Source organism: Mycobacterium sp. Root265, from assembly GCF_001428895.1.
In the GTDB taxonomy this organism is placed as follows: domain Bacteria; phylum Actinomycetota; class Actinomycetes; order Mycobacteriales; family Mycobacteriaceae; genus Mycobacterium.
This window is the reverse complement of sequence record NZ_LMJA01000007.1, coordinates 1-17,066: the sequence shown is the minus strand read 5'-3', so window position 1 is coordinate 17,066 and position 17,066 is coordinate 1. Positions and strand designations below refer to the sequence as shown.

The 17,066-nt window shown below is 68.4% G+C and carries 21 protein-coding genes; 16 read left to right on the top strand and 5 right to left on the bottom strand.

Annotation, left to right across the window (positions count from 1 at the left end):
• Positions 1-3: 3 nt before the first annotated feature.
• Complete coding sequence (locus ASE48_RS08930) at positions 4-753, bottom strand: IclR family transcriptional regulator (RefSeq protein WP_057166719.1); 750 nt, start codon at positions 751-753, stop codon at positions 4-6.
• Positions 754-825: 72 nt separating this feature from the next.
• Here ASE48_RS08930 and pcaH point away from each other — a divergent pair, with 72 nt between their 5' ends.
• The 12 genes from pcaH (at position 826) to whiB1 (ending at position 11,959) form a co-directional block, all read left to right on the top strand.
• Entirely contained in the window at positions 826-1,641 is an 816-nt protein-coding gene (gene pcaH / locus ASE48_RS08925; RefSeq protein WP_057166718.1) for a protocatechuate 3,4-dioxygenase subunit beta, read from the top strand.
• Positions 1,638-2,192, top strand: a complete 555-nt coding sequence (pcaG, locus tag ASE48_RS08920; RefSeq protein WP_057166717.1) for a protocatechuate 3,4-dioxygenase subunit alpha — start codon at positions 1,638-1,640, stop codon at positions 2,190-2,192. The genes pcaH and pcaG overlap by 4 nt, the downstream gene beginning before the upstream one ends.
• Complete coding sequence (locus ASE48_RS08915; RefSeq protein ID WP_057166716.1) at positions 2,189-3,382, top strand: lyase family protein; 1,194 nt, start codon at positions 2,189-2,191, stop codon at positions 3,380-3,382. The genes pcaG and ASE48_RS08915 overlap by 4 nt, the downstream gene beginning before the upstream one ends.
• Positions 3,379-3,741 carry a 4-carboxymuconolactone decarboxylase gene (pcaC, locus tag ASE48_RS08910; protein ID WP_082614073.1) on the top strand — a complete coding sequence of 121 codons (363 nt, stop codon included), beginning with the start codon at positions 3,379-3,381 and terminating at the stop codon, positions 3,739-3,741. The genes ASE48_RS08915 and pcaC overlap by 4 nt, the downstream gene beginning before the upstream one ends.
• Before the next feature lie 99 nt (positions 3,742-3,840).
• Entirely contained in the window at positions 3,841-4,932 is a 1,092-nt protein-coding gene (locus tag ASE48_RS08905; RefSeq protein ID WP_057166797.1) for an acyl-CoA dehydrogenase family protein, read from the top strand.
• A 1-nt stretch (position 4,933) separates the two neighbouring features.
• The gene (locus tag ASE48_RS08900) at positions 4,934-6,130 is read left to right on the top strand and encodes an acyl-CoA dehydrogenase family protein (RefSeq protein WP_057166715.1); all 1,197 of its coding nucleotides are present in this window, start codon (positions 4,934-4,936) and stop codon (positions 6,128-6,130) included.
• A gap of 5 nt (positions 6,131-6,135) precedes the next feature.
• The gene (locus tag ASE48_RS08895) at positions 6,136-8,442 is read left to right on the top strand and encodes a CaiB/BaiF CoA-transferase family protein (protein ID WP_057166714.1); all 2,307 of its coding nucleotides are present in this window, start codon (positions 6,136-6,138) and stop codon (positions 8,440-8,442) included.
• A gap of 71 nt (positions 8,443-8,513) precedes the next feature.
• On the top strand, positions 8,514-9,443 hold the full coding sequence (locus ASE48_RS08890; protein WP_057166713.1) for a LysR family transcriptional regulator: 930 nt from the start codon (positions 8,514-8,516) through the stop codon (positions 9,441-9,443).
• Positions 9,430-9,834 (top strand): YchJ family protein, encoded by a 405-nt coding sequence (locus ASE48_RS08885; RefSeq protein ID WP_057166712.1) that lies wholly within the window; start codon positions 9,430-9,432, stop codon positions 9,832-9,834. The genes ASE48_RS08890 and ASE48_RS08885 overlap by 14 nt, the downstream gene beginning before the upstream one ends.
• A 9-nt stretch (positions 9,835-9,843) precedes the next feature.
• Complete coding sequence (locus ASE48_RS08880; protein WP_057166711.1) at positions 9,844-10,356, top strand: M15 family metallopeptidase; 513 nt, start codon at positions 9,844-9,846, stop codon at positions 10,354-10,356.
• Between the two features lie 144 nt (positions 10,357-10,500).
• Entirely contained in the window at positions 10,501-11,448 is a 948-nt protein-coding gene (locus ASE48_RS08875; protein WP_057166710.1) for a diacylglycerol/lipid kinase family protein, read from the top strand.
• A gap of 256 nt (positions 11,449-11,704) precedes the next feature.
• Positions 11,705-11,959, top strand: coding sequence for a transcriptional regulator WhiB1 (gene whiB1 / locus ASE48_RS08870; RefSeq protein ID WP_029373613.1), 255 nt, complete (start codon positions 11,705-11,707; stop codon positions 11,957-11,959).
• A gap of 125 nt (positions 11,960-12,084) precedes the next feature.
• Here the strand turns inward: whiB1 and ASE48_RS08865 are convergent, their stop codons facing one another.
• Both ASE48_RS08865 and ASE48_RS08860 read right to left on the bottom strand, forming a co-directional pair.
• Positions 12,085-13,581 carry a sensor histidine kinase gene (locus ASE48_RS08865; protein ID WP_057166709.1) on the bottom strand — a complete coding sequence of 499 codons (1,497 nt, stop codon included), beginning with the start codon at positions 13,579-13,581 and terminating at the stop codon, positions 12,085-12,087.
• Between the two features lie 20 nt (positions 13,582-13,601).
• Positions 13,602-13,817, bottom strand: a complete 216-nt coding sequence (locus ASE48_RS08860) for a biotin/lipoyl-binding carrier protein (protein ID WP_057166796.1) — start codon at positions 13,815-13,817, stop codon at positions 13,602-13,604.
• 158 nt (positions 13,818-13,975) lie between these two features.
• Here ASE48_RS08860 and ASE48_RS33800 point away from each other — a divergent pair, with 158 nt between their 5' ends.
• The gene (locus ASE48_RS33800; RefSeq protein ID WP_085976028.1) at positions 13,976-14,050 is read left to right on the top strand and encodes a 50S ribosomal protein bL37; all 75 of its coding nucleotides are present in this window, start codon (positions 13,976-13,978) and stop codon (positions 14,048-14,050) included.
• Positions 14,051-14,145: 95 nt separating this feature from the next.
• Here the strand turns inward: ASE48_RS33800 and rsrA are convergent, their stop codons facing one another.
• Positions 14,146-14,448, bottom strand: coding sequence for a mycothiol system anti-sigma-R factor (gene rsrA, locus ASE48_RS08855; RefSeq protein WP_057166708.1), 303 nt, complete (start codon positions 14,446-14,448; stop codon positions 14,146-14,148).
• A complete protein-coding gene (locus ASE48_RS08850) occupies positions 14,445-15,077 on the bottom strand; it encodes a sigma-70 family RNA polymerase sigma factor (RefSeq protein ID WP_162264207.1) in 633 nt (210 codons plus the stop codon). The genes rsrA and ASE48_RS08850 overlap by 4 nt, the downstream gene beginning before the upstream one ends.
• A gap of 211 nt (positions 15,078-15,288) precedes the next feature.
• Between ASE48_RS08850 and ASE48_RS08845 the strand changes: the two genes are divergently transcribed.
• Genes ASE48_RS08845 through ASE48_RS08835 form a run of 3 tightly spaced genes read left to right on the top strand, consistent with a single transcriptional unit; the run spans position 15,289 to position 16,972 of the window.
• Positions 15,289-15,780 (top strand): YbaK/EbsC family protein, encoded by a 492-nt coding sequence (locus ASE48_RS08845; protein WP_057166706.1) that lies wholly within the window; start codon positions 15,289-15,291, stop codon positions 15,778-15,780.
• A 9-nt stretch (positions 15,781-15,789) separates the two neighbouring features.
• Positions 15,790-16,647, top strand: coding sequence for an SDR family oxidoreductase (locus ASE48_RS08840; protein ID WP_057166705.1), 858 nt, complete (start codon positions 15,790-15,792; stop codon positions 16,645-16,647).
• Between the two features lie 7 nt (positions 16,648-16,654).
• The gene (locus tag ASE48_RS08835) at positions 16,655-16,972 is read left to right on the top strand and encodes a GNAT family N-acetyltransferase (protein WP_057166704.1); all 318 of its coding nucleotides are present in this window, start codon (positions 16,655-16,657) and stop codon (positions 16,970-16,972) included.
• Positions 16,973-17,066: the final 94 nt, after the last annotated feature.

Below are 17,066 nucleotides of genomic sequence, written 5' to 3'. Positions count from 1 at the left end.
GGCTCAGAGCAGGCGCCCGATTCCCCGCGCGGCAACCTGCAGAGCTCCCAACAACCGCTGGCGGTCGCGTTTCAGGGTGGGCACCACCACCCCGATCGCGGCCGCCACGGCGTTGTCCGAGGCGCGGATCACCGGCACCGCCATCGAACACGCCCCGATCGACATCTCCTCCACCGTCACCGCCACCCCATCGCGGCGGATCCGCTCCAGCTGCGCGTCGAGCACCGCCGGCGACGTGATCGTCTTGGCGGTGACCCGCACCAGCGCGGCAAACACCTCGCCGCGCACGTCGGCCGGCGCATGGGCGAGCAGGACCTTACCCACCCCGGTGCTGTGCATCGGCAGCCGGCTGCCCACCGTGCTCACGATCGGCACCGACGCCCGCCCCGACATCCGGGCCAGGTAGAGCACCTGGGCCCCGTCGCGCACCGCGAGGTGCACCGTGGCCAGGGTGGCGGCGTACACGTCGTACAGAAACGGCTCGGCGACCTGCTTCAACCGGCCTTCCACCGGTGCCTGCAGACCGGCCTCCCACAACAGCCTGCCGATCACGAACCGCCCGTCCGCGCGGCGTTCCAGGGCCGCCCCCGCCACCAGTTCCCCGGTCAGCCGCGATGCGGTCGGTACCGTCAGTCCGGCCCGCTGGGCGAGTTCGGTGAGCGTCAGCGCGCGGTGGCGCTCATCAAAGGCGCCGACGATCGCCAGCAACCTGGAGGCCACCGTGGTGCCCGGTACCGACGTGTTCCCCGCCAACCGCAGAATCCTTTCGCTGAGCGGAAGTCTACTCTTCCGTGGCCACCCCCTTGCTGACTAACGTCAGTCCGTATGACAGCCCCGCACCTCACCATCACGGATACCAATCCCGATAGCGCTTCGGCGAGCCAGGCTGAGATCAACGCCGAGATGGCAGCCATCGAAACCGGTTACCTGCAAACAGGTATCGAAGAATTGCAGCCCCGGCTGGACTACGCCCCCTACCGCAGCAGTCTGCTGCGCCATCCCACCAAGGATCTGCACCACGCCGACCCGGAGGCCCTGGAGTTGTGGGCGCCGGTGTTCGGCGAGCGCGACGTCCACCGCCTGGAATCGGATCTGACCATCCAGCACAGCGGCGACCCGATCGGTGAACGCATGGTGATCACCGGCCGTGTCCTCGACGGTGACGGCCGGCCCGTGCGCCACCAGTTGGTGGAGATCTGGCAGGCCAATTCGGCAGGCCGGTACGTCCACAAGCGCGATCAACACCACGCGCCGCTGGATCCCAACTTCACCGGTGTCGGGCGCTGCCTCACCGACGCCGACGGCAACTACCGCTTCACCACCATCAAGCCCGGCCCCTACCCGTGGAAGAACCACCGCAACGCGTGGCGGCCTACGCACATCCATTTCTCGCTGTTCGGAACGGATTTCACCCAGCGCATGATCACCCAGATGTATTTTCCCGGCGATCCGCTGTTCGCCCTGGACCCGATCTACCAGTCCATCACCGACCAGAAGGCGCGTGACCGGCTGGTCGCCGCCTACGACCACGATGTCACCAGCCACGAATGGGCCACCGGCTACCGTTGGGACATCGTGCTGACCGGCTCGCAGCGCACGCATTTCGAGAATGCCGCCCGTGATGAGGATGAGGAGCACTGATGACCATGCTGGCCGCAACTCCGGGACAGACCATCGGCCCGTTCTACGGCTACGCCCTGCCGTTCGAACGCGGCGGCGAGCTGGTGCCCGCCGGCACGCCGGGAGCCATCCGCTTCCACGGCGTCGTCACCGACGGTGCGGGCCGGCCCGTACCCGATGTGCTGCTGGAGATCTGGCAGGCCGACGCCGAGGGCCGGGTCCCCCACACCGCGGGATCGCTGCATCGCGACGGCTGGACGTTCACCGGGTGGGGCCGGGTATCCACGGACGACGAGGGCCATTTCAGCTTCAGCACCGTCGAACCCGCGCCCGGCACACCGGGTCGCGCGCCGTTCATCGCCATCACCGTGTTCGGACGCGGGCTGCTCAACCGGCTGTTCACCCGGGCCTACATCCCCGGTCCGGCCTGCGCGGACGATCCCCTGCTGTCCGGGCTGCCCGCCGGCCGGCGCGACACCCTGATCGCCACCCGCGAGGAGCAGGGCCTGCGCTTCGACATCCGGTTGCAGGGCGACGGCGAGACGGTCTTCCTGCGGTACCCGGGCCAGTGAGCGACCTGTTCTGGCCGGGTGACCACCGCGCCGGCGCGGTGATGTCGGATATCGCGCTGCTGGCGGCACTCGCCGCCGTCGAAAATGCCTGGCTGACAGTCCTTGTCGACGCCGGTGTCGCGCCGGCGACGGCCACCGCGGATCTGACCGCGCTGGTGTCGGAGGCGGACCTGGAGGACATCGCCGTCGCCGCCGAACGGGACGGCAATCCCGTCACCGCGCTGGTGGCACTGCTGCGTGCGCGGGCCGGCGACGCGACCGCCACCTGGTTGCACCGCGGGCTCACCAGTCAGGACGTGCTCGATACCGCCCTGATGCTGTGCGCGCGCGATGCGCAGACCGCCGTGCGCACCCAACTGACCGCACAGGTGCACACCCTGGTGGACTTGATCGAAACCCACCGTGACGCAGCGGTTCTCACCCGGACACTGACTCAGGCTGCGCTGCCGGGCACCTTCGGCGGCAAGTTCGCCGTCTGGCTCACCGCCATCCTGGACGCCGCCGAACCCCTTTCGGCCCTTGGCTTTCCGGTGCAGTGCGGCGGCGCGGCAGGCACCATGGCGGCGGCGACCGAACTGTCCGGGTCACCGGAGGCCGCACTGCGACTGGCCGACGCGCTGGCCCACGCGCTCGATCTGGAGACCGCACGTCCCTGGCACACCACCCGCTCGGTGCTGACCCGCCACGGCGACGCGCTGATCACCTGCACCGACGCGTGGGGCCACGTCGCCAACGACATCGCCGCCGGTGTCCGGGTCGGGGAACTCGCCGAAGGCTCCGGCGGCGGATCGTCGACCATGCCGCACAAGAACAATCCGGTGCTCACCGTGCTGCTGCGCCGGAGCGCGATGTCGGCGCCGCAGTTGGGCGCCACCCTGCACACCGCGTCGGCGGCCAGCGTCGACGAACGCTCCGACGGCGGCTGGCACACCGAATGGGCCACCCTGCGGACCTTGGCGCGACGCACCGTCGTGGCCGCATCCCAGGCCTCCGATCTGCTGAGCGGGCTGCGCGTCGACACCGCCACGGCGGCCGCGAACCTGGCCGCCGCCCCGGGCATCGACGCCGAGCAACAGTCCATGCGGGCGCTGACCGGGCACACCGGCCCCACCGACTATCTCGGCGCCACCGCCCATCTCGTCGATGCCGCGGTGCACCGCGCCCGGCGCAACCTCGAAGGAGAATCGTGACCACACATGACGACGGTATGGCGGTGCGCCGCGAAGTCCTCGGCGATGCGCACGTCGACCGCGCGGTGGCCGCCACCACGGCATTCACCGCCGACTTCCAGGACCTGATCACCCGGTACGCCTGGGGCGAGATCTGGACCCGGCCCGGCCTGGACCGCAGATCGCGCTCGATGATCACCCTGACCGCGCTGATCGCCCGCGGCCACCACGAGGAATTCGCCATGCATGTGCGGGCCGCGCTGCGCAACGGACTGACCGCCGACGAGATCAAGGAAGTGATCCTGCAGAGCGCCATCTACTGCGGGGTCCCCGATGCCAACAACGCATTCCGGATCGCCGCCGAGGTTCTCGGCGAGTAACCATCGCGCACCCGCGGCCGGTACATGTCCCGATCGGAAACGTACCGGTGTCGGCGTGCGTGATTTACACAGCCCGCGCCACCGCGTTGCATGGACGCCATGACGATCAGCGTGACCGAGCGGGCCGAGCTGCGATCCGCAGTCCGCGACCTGCTGCACGACGAATGCAGCGAGGCCGACGTGCGGCGGGTGATGACTTCCGCGGACGGATTCGACCGCGACCTGTGGGCCAAGCTCGCCGCGCAGGGCGTCACGGGACTGCTGGTGGAGCCCGAGTACGGCGGTGTCGGTCTGGGCGCCCAGGAACTCGTGGCCGTTGCCGAGGAGACCGGGGCCGCGCTGCTGCCCGCCCCGTTCCTGTCCAGCGCGGTGCTCACCGTCGCGCTCGTCCAGTCCGGCGGCACCGATGCCGACAAGCAGCGGCTACTGCCCGGGCTGGCCGACGGCACCGAGATCGGCACCGTCGCCGTCACCGGACCGCGGGGCACCTGGACCGCCGACGCCCTCGACATCCGGGCCGGCGCGGACGGCACCCTGACCGGCACCGCGCACTACGTCACCTTCGGGCAGGTCGCCGATGTCATCCTGGTCATCGCCCAGACCACCGACGGGCCCGCCGTCTTCCAGGTGGCCCCCGATGCTCCCGGCTTCCAGCGCACCGCGGCAACGGTTTTCGATCCGACCACCCCGCTGTCCACCTACACCTTCGCCGCCACCCCGGCCCGGCGCATCGGTGCCGTCGGCTGGGATGCGGTGCAGCAGGCGCTGGATCTGACGGTGATCGCCCTGGCCGGCGAGCAGGCCGGCGGCGCCCGGCGGATCTTCGACATCACCGTCGACTACCTCAAGACCCGCATCCAGTTCGGCCGCCCGATCGGCAGTTTCCAAGCGCTCAAACACATTGCGGCCGACCTGCTGCTCCAGGTCGAATCGGCCACCTCGGCGGCCCAGCATGCGGCAGCCCGGTACGACGACCCCGAAACGCGTTCCGGCGCAGTCGCACTCGCGGGTTTCGCCTGCGCCGAGGCGTATGTGGACACCGCGATGCAGGCCATCCAGATGCACGGTGGCATCGGGTTCACCTGGGAGCATCCCGCGCACCTGTACCTGCGCCGGGCCCGCTCCGGGCTGCAATTGTTCGGCGACTCCGGGGCCCACCGCGAGCGCTACCTGCTGGCGAAGGGCGCCTGAGATGACCGCGCACACCCTGCCCGCTGCCGACGAACTGCGCGCCGAGGTCCGTGACTGGCTGGCCGCCAACTGGACCGGCCTGCCGAAATCCGATGACCCGTGGGCGAGTTCCCCGGAACGGATCGCCTGGCTGGAGACGGTCCTCGACGCCGGGTACGCGACACCGACCTACCCCACCGAGTGGTTCGGCCGCGAATACCCGAACCAACTCGCCAATGTCATCGACCAGGAGTTCCGCGCGGTCCGCGCCCCAGGCGCCCGCCAGGACAAGTACAGCATCCCGGCCAACACCGTCCTGACGTTCGGCACCGAGCAGATCAAACACGATCTGTTGCGCGACTTCCTGACCGAGAAGTCCCGCACCTGCCTGCTCTACAGCGAACCGGGCGCCGGATCGGATCTGGCCGGCATCCGCACCTCGGCCGTGCAGGAGGGCGACCAGTGGGTGATCAACGGCCAGAAGGTGTGGACATCGGGAGCCCTGACCTCCGACTACGCGCTGCTGATCGCCCGCACCGATTGGGATGCGCCCAAACACAAGGGCATCACCTTCTTCATCATCCCGATGAAACAACCCGGCATCGAAGTCCGACCGCTGCACCAGATCACCGGTGAGTCGCACTTCAACGAGGTGTTCATCACCGACGCCACGACGCCCGACGCCTACGTCGTGGGCGGTACCGGTAACGGCTGGCGGGTGCTGCAGACCGCGCTCGCCTACGAGCGGTCCCTGATGGGCGCCGCCGGCCGCTCCGGACGAAACCAGTCCCGCGCCAACAGCCTGGTCGAACTGGCCCGTGAGCACGGCCGACTCGACGACGCCGCGGTGCGCAGGTCGCTGGCCGATGTGCTGGCCCTGCGAGAACTCAACGGCCTCAACAATGCCCGCGCGAAAGCCGAGGCAAAGCAGGGCACCTCGAGTCCGGTCATGTCACTGGGCAAGCTGGCGATGTCGGGCATCCTGCACGCCGAGGCGCGACTGAAAACCGACATCATCGGCGCGCAGGCCCTCCTGGCCGGCCCCGACAACCCCGAATCCGACGACGTCAACTTCCTGACCCTGAACGCGTTCTTCACCTCGATCGGCGGCGGCACCGACCAGATCCAGCGCAACATCATCGGTGAGCGGGTGCTCGGACTGCCCAAGGAACCCGAAGTCGACCGCGACATCCCGTTCCGCCAGGCCCGGAGCAACTGAGCCCGATGAACCGCGAAAACGACTACGACCCACCACTGTCCGGCGTACGGGTCCTCGATCTGACCACCGGACCGATGACCGCCGTCGGACGCCTGCTGGCCGATCTGGGGGCCGACGTCAGTCCCGTGGTGCTGCACGGCGTCAGCTCCCAGGACGGACCGGTGCCGCTCGACACCGCGATGAACCGGCACGGCCTGGAAACGGTGACCGTCGACGACCCCGACAGCTGGACCGGCATGCTGGCCGGCGCGGACATCCTCATCGAGAACACCGCGCCCGGCTCGGATGCCGAAGCCGCACTGGCCGTCCGCGCGATCCGGACCGCGCACCCGGCGCTGGTCATCCTGTCCATCAGCGATTTCGGCCGCGACACCCGATTCCGCACCTGGCAGGCCACCACACCGGTGCTGCACGCGCTCACCAGTGAGCTGTCCCGGTCCGGGATCCCCGGGCGCGAACCCCTGGTGCCGCCCGGACGCCACCTGCCCTACCAGGTGGCCGCCGCACAGGCGGCGGTGTTCACCGTCAGCGTGCTGCTGGACCGCTTACGCACCGGTGCAGGTGATCTCATCGACTTCGCCGTGCTCGAAGGCGCCATGCAGACCCTCGATCCGCCGTACGGCACCGCAGGCACCGCCTCGGCGGGGGTGGCGCTCAGCGCGCAGAAACGCAACTGGGCCGCCGAGCAGCTGCGCTATCCCATCATCGCCTGTCGTGACGGGCACGTGCGGATCTGTCTGCTGGCCAAACGGCAGTGGGAGGGCATGTTCGAATGGATGGGCCGCCCAGCCGAATTCGCCGACCCAAAATACTACAGCCTGCGCGAACGCCTCACCTCGGTCGAGTTGCTGGGCGCGATAGGACGGTTCTGCGCGGGCAAGACCCGCGCAGAACTGGAGCAGCAGGGTCAACGCCACCGGGTACCGACCGCGGCGGTGCTCACCCTCGACGAGGCACTGCGCAGCGAACACGTCACCGAGCGCGGCTTCTTTCGCGACATCGACCTCGGCACGGGCGTGACGGTTCCGGTTCCGGTGGGCGTCGTCGAGATCGACGGTCACCGGGCCAGCACGCTGAATGCCCCCGCAATGCCGGCCGGGCGACCGGAGCGCGCGCCCATCCTGGCCGGGCGCACCCGCCGCGACGAGGGCCTGCCGCTGGAGGGCGTGCGGGTGCTGGATCTCGGTGTCATCGTGGTGGGCAGCGATACCGGCCGGTTGTTCGGCGACCTCGGCGCCGATGTCGTCAAGATCGAGAACTCGGCGTTTCCGGACGGATTGCGCGGCAACCTGGCATCGATATCGCACACCTACGCCGCCGGACACCGCAACAAGAAGTCCATCAGCATCGATCTGCGCATCGCCGAAGGACAGGCGCTGGCGCACCGGCTCGTCGAGGCCGCCGATGTGGTCCTCACCAACTTCAAGCCCGGTGTCGCCGCCGCCCTGGGGATGGACCACGACACGCTGCGCCGGATCAACCCCGGCATCGTCGTCGTGGACAGTTCGGCGTTCGGGCCGACCGGGCCGTGGGCGAACCGGCTCGGCTACGGACCGCTGGTCCGGGCCGCCGCGGGCTTCACCGCCCAGTGGGCCTACCCCGGCGGGCAGGATCATCCCCCGTCGCTTCGCTCGCCCCACCCAACCTTTTGCGATGCCGTCACCGTCTACCCCGATCATGTCGCTGCCCGGATCGGCGCGCTCGCCGCACTGGCCCTGCTGCTGCGCCGGGAACGCACCGGAACCGGTGGGGCGGCCAGCGTTGCGCAGTCCGAGGTGATGACCAGCCACCTTGCCGCCGAGATCGCCGGCAAGGTGGCCGGGCTGCCCGAGCAGCAGCCCGAGCACCCCTGGGGCCTGTTCCCGGCCCGCGGCGACGACGCGTGGGTCGCGGTGACCGTCCGCGACGATGCCGACCACCGGGCCCTGCGCACCGTGATCGGCCAGCACCCGCTGGCCGAATGGACCGCCGAGCACAGCCCAGGCGAGGCGATGGACCTGCTGCAGGCGGCCGGAGTACCCGCCGGCGCGGTACTGCACGCCGCCGATGTGCCCGGCTGGGCGTACTACATCGACCGCCGCGCCTTCCGGGAGGAGCTGCACCCGCACGGCCGCGAGCCCTACATCCTGGAGAACGTCCAGATCCATTCCGACCGCATCGCCGACCCTCCGCTCGGGCAGGCGCCGCTGCTGGGCGAGCAGACCCGCGAGCTGGCCGCTGAACTGCTCGGACTGAGCCAGGCCGACATCGACGACCTGATGGCCCGCGGCGTGCTGGAGTCCGTGCTCGAGGCGGCCTCGCAGCCTCGCTGACCGCCGGCCGGCCGGAGCGGCTTAAGATCCGGGAGCCAACATCCGCCTCGACCCGTTTCGGACGTGCCCGCATGCAAGTGGACTTCACCAGGCTCCGCTATTTCGTCGCGGTCGCCGAGGAACTGCACTTCAAACGTGCCGCCGACCGGCTGATGATCACCCCGCCGCCACTGAGCAAGCAGATCAAGCTGCTCGAGAACGAGCTCGGCGGCCGGCTCTTCGAACGCGACTACCACAACGTCCGGCTCACCCCACTCGGGCAGAAGCTGCTGGGCCCGGCCCGCGACATCCTCGATCGGGTCGACGACCTCAAGGCGATGGCGTCGCGAATCACCAACGGCGTCAAGCCGGTCCGCATCGGCGCCACCGCGTACGCGCCGTCGGACTTTCTGGCGCAGCTGGAGACGACGGTCGCCGCACTGACGTCACCGGCCGAGTTCAGCGTTCCCGGATCCGCGGCGGAGGTCACCGCCAAACTGGTGTCCGGGCACCTCGATCTGGGCCTGATCCATCTGCCCCACTCCGACAAGCGATTACGTCACCGGGTCGTGACCAGCTATCCGGGCGCGATCGCCGTCCGCTTCGATGATCCGTTGGCCGCCGATGACAGCGTGACCATCGATGCGCTGCGCGACCGTGATGTGGTGATCGACTTCGCGCGCCCCAACCCGGTGGTGCTGGCCGGACTGACCCGCGGCCTGCAGGCCCGCGGAGTGCACCGAATCGTGCGGACCACCAACCAACTCGGCGGCGAGTTGGAGATGGCGACCCAGGTGTTCAACCGTCATCTGGTCGCGATGGTGACCTACGCGCCGGCATCGGCGATCGGCCGGATCTTCTCGCCCCCGGAGTTCAAACTGATCCCGATCGACGAAAGCACCTGGGCCCCGGTCAGGATCGCGCTGGCCTGGGCGCCCGACCGGCTGGACGACCCGGCTCGGATCGAGGCTCTGGTCGACGAGATCGCCGCTGCGGTAGGGACTTCGGATGTCCGCGGCTGATACCGGCCCCTGCCCCTGCGGATCCGGGCAGGCCTACCGCGACTGTTGCGGACCGCTACACGACGGGACGGTGGTTGCCGGAACCGCCGAGGCGCTGATGCGTTCGCGGTTCAGCGCTTTCGCGCGCGGTCGCGCCGACTACCTGCTGAGCAGCTGGCATCCCGGCACCCGGCCCGCGCGGCTGGACCTCGACGACCAGATCACCTGGCGCCGCCTGCAGATCGTGGACACCGAGGCCGGTGGCGCCGACGACGACACCGGGATCGTCGAATTCCGCGCCGAGTACCTGCAGGACGGAAAGCGGCACATCCTGCACGAACGCAGCCGTTTCCGCCGGGGCCGCGACGGCTCCTGGCGCTATGTGGACGGGGAGATCGGGCGCGGTCCGTAAACTGGCCTGATGCGTTTCGTGCTGATCGTGGCGGCCATGGCCGTCGCAGCCGTGCTGTCGGCGCCGCTGTCTCATGCCGAACCTGCCGGTGAGACCGCGACGGACAGCGCGCCGCTGACCGCCTTCGACGTGGCCGATCCCGCCATCGGCCGGCTGGACCCCACCCTGCTGGCGGCGGTGCAGAACGCCACCTCGGCGGCGGCGGCCGAGGGCGTCACCGTGACCGTGACGTCCGGGTGGCGCTCGCCGGAGTTCCAGCAGCAGCTGCTCGACGACGCCATCGTGACCTACGGCAGTTACCCCGCGGCCCGGCAGTACGTGCAGACTCCCGAACAGTCGCGGCATGTGGTGGGCGCGGCGGTGGACATCGGCGGACCCGGCGCCGACCGGTGGATGATCGCCAACGGGCCGCGGTTCGGGCTGTGCCAGATCTACGCCAACGAGACGTGGCATTTCGAACTGACCACCGATCTGTTCGGCGCCTGCCCGGCACTGCTGCCCGACGCCGCGGGCGCGCACTGACCTGGGTCACCGAACGGGCTTGAACGCCAACGGTATCGGGGGCCCGGATATTCACCCGATGATCACCGGAAATGCGCCGACTGCTCACCCTGCGTTGCGCAGGCCGATTCGCCCCCGGCGGATTCGCGGTTAGGCTGGGTCCCCGTGCGTGCCGTGCTGATCGTCAACCCGAACGCGACATCGACGACCCCGGCGGGACGTGACCTGCTGGCTCACGCGCTGGAAAGCCGCGTCGATCTGACCGTGATCCACACCGATCACCGAGGCCATGCCATCGAGATCGGCCACCAAGCCACCCGCGACGGGATCGACGTGCTGATCGTGCACGGCGGCGACGGCACGGTGAACGAAGTGGTCAACGGCGTGCTGCAGGAGCCTTCCGAACGCACCCCCGCGGTCGGGGTGGTGCCGGGCGGATCGGCCAACGTCTTCGCCCGCTCGCTGGGCATCAGCCCGGACCCCGTCGTGGCCACCAACCAGCTCGTCGATCTGCTCGGCGATTACCGCCGCGGGGCGCCGTGGCGCCGCATCGGCCTGATGAACTGCGGTGAGCGGTGGGGCGTGTTCACCGCGGGCATGGGCGTCGACGGCGACGTGGTGGCCGCGGTGGAGGCTCAGCGGGCCAAGGGCCGCACCGTGACCGCATCCCGGTACATCAGGGTGGCGATTCGCGAAATGCTGGCCAGCGCCCGCAGGGAGCCGCTGCTGACCGTCGAACTGCCCGGCCGCGAGGCCCAGTCCGGCGTGCACTTCGCGTTCGTGTCGAATTCCAGCCCGTGGACGTACGCGAACGCCCGGCCGGTGTGGACGAACCCGGGGACGACCTTCGAGACCGGGCTCGGGGTATTCGCGATCACCAATATGAATGTATGGCGCAATCTCGGCCTGGTGCGCCGGATGCTGTCGGCCAAACCGAATATCGAAGCACCCCATCTGATCCGGGAAGACGACCTGGCGTGGCTGCGGGTGACCAGTGACACACCGGTGGCTTGCCAGATCGACGGCGACTACATCGGATTACGTGATGCGATGACTTTTACTTCGGTTCCGGATGCGCTGTGCGTGGTGGCGCCTACTGCCGAAACCGCTTGACCTGCGAATTCGCTGTGAGCAGCATAAATTTAGAGCGCAAGTGAGTTGAGTGTAGTACAAACGAGTGAGCGGACTGGTAACCCGGTACCGCAGTGACATTGCCCACGTGTTAACGCACTTCTATTGACATCTGTTCAGCCTGTGAAAGCATTGGACGCAACAGCGCAGAAACATTTGATGTGTGCGCGTTAACAGCCGAAAAAACTCAGGGTGTCTTTGTAGCGCCACTGTAACGACTTGATTAGGAGATGGAAGCATGGATTGGCGTCACAAGGCGGTCTGTCGCGATGAGGATCCGGAACTGTTCTTCCCGGTGGGAAACAGCGGCCCGGCACTCGCCCAGATCGCCGATGCGAAGCTCGTCTGCAACCGTTGCCCGGTAACCACCGAGTGCCTGAGCTGGGCACTCGAGTCCGGTCAGGATGCCGGCGTGTGGGGTGGCATGAGCGAGGACGAGCGTCGCGCGCTCAAGCGTCGCAACGCGCGGACCAAGGCACGCACCAGCGTCTAGGTCCCCCGCAAGACATCGACTGCGGCCCCGACAGCAATTGTCGGGGCCGCAGTCTTTTTGCGTATGGGCCCCATTGTGAGCCACCAGTCATTGTGCGCCGCATCACATTTCGCGGCGCTTCGGCACTAGATCGCGGCTCTGCGGTGCCGCCCGATCGGCACCCGCAGCACCACATCGGTACCGCCGGAGTCCACATCGTGCATGCCGAGCGAGCCGTCCAGTTCCGCCGAGACCAGCGTGCGCACGATCTGCAGGCCGAGCCGGTCGGACTTCTCCAGGCTGAAACCCTCCGGTAGCCCGCGGCCGTCGTCATGCACGACGACGTCGAGCCAGCGCGCCGAACGCTCGGCCCGGATGGTCACCGACCCCTTCTTCACATCGCCGTCGAAGGCGTGTTCCAACGCGTTCTGCACCAGTTCGGTGATCACCATGATCAGCGCGGTGGCCCGGTCGGCGTCGAGCACACCGAGGTCGCCGTCGCGGGTGATCCGAATCGGGGTGTCCACCGAGGCGACGTCGTTCATGATCGGCAGGATCCGGTCCACCACCTGGTCGAGGTTGACCTCTTCGTCGACCGACATGGACAGCGCATCGTGCACCAGCGCGATGGACGACACCCGGCGCACCGACTCGATGAGCGCCTCCCGCCCCTCGGCGTTGTTGGTCCGGCGGGCCTGCAGGCGCAGCAACGCGGCGACGGTCTGCAGGTTGTTCTTCACCCGGTGGTGGATCTCGCGGATCGTCGCGTCCTTGGACAACAGGGCGCGGTCGCGCCGTTTGACCTCGGTGACGTCACGGATCAACACCGCCGCGCCGGCGGCCGCGCCGCCCACCTGCAGCGGGATCGTGCGCAGCAGCACCGCGGCACCGCCGGCGTCGACCTCCATGCGCATGCTCGACCCGCCCGCCAGCGAGTCACGCACATGTTCGGCCAGTTCCTGGGCCTCGAAGGGATCGGAGATCAGCGGGCGGGTGACCGTGACGAGGTTGTGCCCCTCGAGTTCGGCGGCGAAGCCCATCCGGTGATACGCGGAAATGGCATTGGGGCTGGCGAACGCGACCTCCCCGGCCACCCCGAGCCGGATGAAGCCGTCGCCGACGCGTGGGCTGGACCGCGACATCGGCAGGTCACCGACGTTCGGGAAGGTGCCGTCGCTGAGCATGTGCAGCAGGTCGGCGGCGCAGTCGAGGTAGGCGCGCTCCAGCGGACTGGACGTCCGGCCCTCGGCCAGCGCGGTCTGATGGGTGAGCACGGCGACGACGCGATCGGCGTGCCGCACCGGCACGGCCTCCACGTTCAGCCACTGGCCGTCCCCGCGGGGCTGGCTGACATCGCTCTCCCGGCCGATCGCACCGGAGTCGAACGCGGCGCGCACCACCGGCATCTCCGCGGCGGCGGTGGCGGTGCCGACGGCGTCGGCCAGCAGCATGGTGGAGGCGGTGTTGGGCCGCACCTGCGCCACGCACACGAGGACCTCGTCATCGCTGCGCACCCACATCAGGTAGTCGGCGAAGGACAGGTCGGCCAGCAGTTGCCACTCGCCGACCACAGCGTGCAGATGGTCGACGGCGTTACCGGGAAGAACGGTGTGCTCGGCGAGCAGATCGCCGAGAGTCGACATGAGCCGTTACCGCAGACGAGCTAGCTGATCACCGCGATGAGGTCGCCGGCCTGGATGACGTCACCCACCGAGACACTCACCTCGGTGATGGTGCCCGCGACCTCCGCCAGCACCGGGATCTCCATCTTCATGGACTCCAGCAGCACCAGGGTGTCGCCCGCACCGATCTGGTCGCCCTTCTGCACAACGACCTCCAGCACGCTGGCCACGATCTCTGCGCGAACATCCTCGGCCATCTTCACCCCACTCACGTCGCTTTGGCTGGCTGCTGTTCCGCCGACCGGCCTATATCGAACCACAACCGGAAAAGACGCATCGAATACCACGCGGGAAAAGCAGTCCGTCCGGCATGAGATACTGGGCCTCAAGTATTCATCTGATCCGGAGGTTCACCATGGCCAAGCGAGGCCGCAAGAAGCGCGACCGCAAGCACTCGAAGGCCAACCACGGCCGTCGTCCCAACGCCTGACGCGTTGTCGTAGCCCCCACGGGGCTGCACGCAACAAACCGCCCGAGCTCTCGCAAGAGAGCCCGGGCGGTTGTTTTGTGCTGTGTACGGGGCGCTCAGCCCCGAATGATGGTGGTCCTGCTGATCTCGATCTGCAGCCGTGCCCGCAGGCCCTCGGGTGCCCGCTCACCACGGCACTTGCTGGCGATCAGGTTCTTCACCCGCTCCTCCACTCCGTAGACGCGCAGGCAGGTCGGGCAATCTTCGAGGTGCTGCTTGAGCTTGTCACGGCTCTCGGCGGTGCATTCGCCGTCCAGCAGCGTCCACACCTCGGCGATCACCGCGGCACATTCGGGGTGCTCGGGATCGACCGGGCCGACCGGCGGCGACCAGCGCTCATCCTCGGGTGACTGGGTCATGACGAAACCTCCTCGGGCGCACCGAGCTGTGGGTCTCGGATGAATCCACGGTCCCTGGCCACATCGGCCAGCAACTCACGCAACTGCTTTCTACCGCGGTGCAGCCGCGACATCACGGTGCCGATCGGCGTGTCCATGATCTCGGCGATCTCCTTGTACGGGAATCCCTCGACGTCGGCGTAGTACACCGCCATCCGGAACTCTTCGGGCAGGGCCTGCAGCGCCGCCTTGATCTCGGTGTCGGGCAGCGCCTCCAGCGCCTCCACCTCGGCCGAACGCAGACCGGTCGACGAGTGCTCGGCGTTGGCCGCCAGCTGCCAGTCGGTGATCTCCTCGGTCGGGTACTCGGCAGGCTGCCGCTGTTTCTTGCGGTAGCTGTTGATGTAGGTGTTGGTCAGAATCCGGTACAGCCACGCCTTGAGGTTCGTGCCGGCGCGGAACGATCGGAAGCCGGCATAGGCCTTGACCATCGTCTCCTGCAGCAGATCCTCGGCGTCGGCCGGATTGCGGGTCATCCGCAGGGCACCGCCGTAGAGCTGGTCGAGCAGTGGGATGGCATCGCGTTCGAACCGGGCGGTCAGCTCGGCATCTGTCTCTGCGGCACGAGCCGCCTCATCGATATCGGTCATCGCGGGAGACACCGTCCCTTCTGTTGCGGCATCACCGAACAGCTCCAGTGTGAACACCGGACGATCCAGGCAGGCCGTTGGCACCAAAATCCCCTATCTGACGATCCTAAAGGCAATGACCGACATCGCCCGGGCGCAGGGCGCCCGACTCCGTCGATGCAAGCAACAACGGCGGCCCGGTGGGTCTGCATTCCCGCACTAGTCTGGCCGGGTGGCAGGAGCAGCGACCCCCGCGATCGCCGCGCTGCTCGTCGACGGCGCGGACCACGAGATCCTGCGCTACCAGCACGACCCGCGCGCCGCGTCCTTCGGCGACGAGGCGGTCGCCGAACTGGCCGCGGCACATGGCCTCGCCCCCGCACAGATCTTCAAGACGCTGGTGCTGGCCGTCCCGCACGGGCTGGCGGTGGCGGTGCTGCCGGTGCCCTCGAAACTGTCGCTGAAGGCCGCGGCCGCCGCCCTCGGCGTGCCGAAGGCCGCCATGGCCGACCGGGCCGCGGCCGAACGGTCCACCGGCTATGTGCTCGGCGGCATCTCTCCGCTGGGCCAGCGCCGCGCGCTGCCGACGGTGATCGACTCCTCGGCGCTGGAATGGGACCGGGTGCTGTGCAGCGCGGGCAAGCGTGGCTGGGATGTCGCGCTGGCGCCCGGTGACCTCGTCCGGCTCACCGAAGGCGTCGTGGCAGATATCCGGGCGATCTAAGGTTGGGCCATGGGTGAAGCTCCGCTGTCAGGAAAGACCATGTTCATCTCCGGGGCCAGCCGGGGCATCGGTCTGGCCATCGCCAAGCGGGTGGCCGCCGACGGCGCCAATATCGCGCTGCTGGCCAAGACGGCAGAACCGCACCCCAAGCTGGAAGGCACCGTCTACACCGCGGCCAAGGAGATCGAGGACGCCGGCGGTCAGGCGCTCCCCATCGTCGGTGATGTGCGTGACGGTGACTCGGTGGCCTCCGCAGTAGATCAAGCCGTGGCTCAATTCGGCGGTATCGACCTGTGCGTGAACAACGCCTCGGCCATCAACCTGGGCTCGATCGAGGAGGTGCCCCTCAAGCGCTTCGACCTGATGAACGGGATCCAGATCCGCGGCACGTACGCCGTCTCGCAGGCCTGTATCCCGCACATGAAGGGTCGCACCAACCCGCACATCCTCACGCTGTCCCCGCCGATCAGGCTGGAGTCCGAATGGCTCACCCCGACCGCCTACATGATGGCCAAGTTCGGGATGACGTTGTGCGCGCTCGGCATCGCCGAGGAGATGCGCGAGGCCGAGATCGCCTCCAACACGCTGTGGCCGCGGACCCTGGTGGCCACCGCGGCGGTGCAGAACCTGCTCGGCGGCGACGAGGCGATGGGCCGGGCCCGCAAGCCCGACGTGTACGCCGATGCCGCCTACGCCGTGTTCACCCGTCCGGCACGTGAATACACCGGCCAGAGCCTGCTGTGCGAGGACGTGCTGCTCGACGCCGGGGTCACCGACCTGTCGGTGTACGACTGTGTGCCCGGCTCCGAGCTCGGTGTCGACCTGTGGGTGGACACCCCCAACCCGCCCGGCTACACCGGGCCGTGAGGACACCATGACCGACATCGTCAGGAACGCACCGGCGCTGAACCGCTTCGAGATCTATGAGGGCGACGAGATCGCCGGCTTCGCCGAATACGTCGACCACGACCGGCAGCGCATCTTCCACCACACCGAGATCGGCGAGAAGTTCGGCGGAAAGGGACTGGCCAGCAAGCTGATCCAGACCGCCCTGACCGAGACGTCGAACGCCGGCCTGCGCATCGTGCCGGTATGCCCGTTCGTGGCGAAGTTCATCGAAAAGCACGACGAGTTCGCGGCCGGCGCCGACGAGGTGACCCCGGCCGTGCTGGAACTGCTGGAGAACTCCTAGTGTCCTGAGTCATTAATTACGATCTAGTTGTTAATCTGGGTTGTGCCGACCCCTCATGCTGCTGAGATTGTGTTGTCTGCCGCCGAGCGTGCCG